The organism is Synechococcus sp. BA-120 BA3 (assembly GCF_034931285.1).
Classification (GTDB): Bacteria; Cyanobacteriota; Cyanobacteriia; order PCC-6307; family Cyanobiaceae; genus Cyanobium.
In genome coordinates this window covers 1-917 of the sequence record NZ_JAYGHZ010000483.1, presented here as the reverse complement: position 1 = coordinate 917, position 917 = coordinate 1, and the positions used below count along the sequence as shown (strand labels likewise).

The 917-nt window shown below is 73.5% G+C and carries 2 protein-coding genes and 1 pseudogene; 1 reads left to right on the top strand and 2 read right to left on the bottom strand.

Annotated features, from left to right (window positions below; translation table 11 throughout):
* A pseudogene (locus VB737_RS17025) lies at positions 1–514 on the top strand (hypothetical protein); the annotation flags it as partial.
* 4 nt (positions 515–518) lie between these two features.
* On the opposite strand, the gene VB737_RS17020 reads toward VB737_RS17025, so the two are convergent.
* Complete coding sequence (locus tag VB737_RS17020; RefSeq protein WP_216918743.1) at positions 519–758, bottom strand: hypothetical protein; 240 nt, start codon at positions 756–758, stop codon at positions 519–521.
* 24 nt (positions 759–782) lie between these two features.
* Positions 783–914 (bottom strand): hypothetical protein, encoded by a 132-nt coding sequence (locus VB737_RS17015; protein WP_500314711.1) that lies wholly within the window; start codon positions 912–914, stop codon positions 783–785.
* Between the last annotated feature and the right edge of the window lie 3 nt (positions 915–917).

The window sequence follows — 917 nt, the reverse complement described above, 5'->3', positions numbered from 1 at the left end:
GGCCGAGGCGGTGGCGGAGGACGGCCCCGCCGTGCTGGCGATCGAGGATGCCGACGACTTCGGCGCCGATGACGACGACCTGCTCACCAGTGACGACGCTGACGATGAGGGTGCCGATGATGGGGCCGACGGGGCGATCAACCCGTTCCAGCCGATCCCCGTGGTGCTGCTCGACGACGGCGCCCCGGCGGGGGCCGACGGCCGGCTCCAGCCCCTGGCCAGCGCCGCCCTGCCCTCCAGCGCCTACATGCTGGTCGACAAGACCGTGGAACTGCAGGCCCGGCCCCTGAGCGAGTTCCCCGAGCTGGGCCGGCTGCCGGACGCCGAGCTGGAGCGTCAGGCGCTGGTGGTGTTCCTCAACCCCCGCCAGGCCAAGCGCCAGTGCGGCCGCACCCAGCGGGTGATCAAGCTGCCCGACCTCAAGGTGTTCGAGCTCACCGCCCCCTACCTGCTGGCCCAGGGCATCAGCCGGGTGGTGATCGAGGGTGCCCTCTACGCCCTTCCCGGCAGCTGAGGCCTCAGCCCTCGTCTCCCGGTGGGCTGCCGGGCAGCAGCAGGGCCGCGCTGGCACCGCCGCTGATCACCCCCAGCACCAGGGCCACCCCCACGATGAAGCCGGCCGGCAGCGGCGCGCTGCGGGCGAAGCCGAAGCGCAGCTGGGGGCGCACCTCCAGGTTTTGGGCCCCGAGGCAGAGCAGGGTCAGCAGCAGGGTGCCGCCCAGCAGGCTGCCGCACAGGAGGCGCAGGCGCAGAAGCATCGGGGCATGGCAGAACCGGCTGGTTCAGTCTGACGGCTCGCGGTGCAGCAGGGCATAGAGGTCCCGGCGGCTGTGGCCGCTGCGCTCGGCCAGGGTGCGGGCCGCCTCCCGGTTGCTGAGGCCGCCGGCCACCAGCGCATCGAGGGCGCGGCGCAGGTC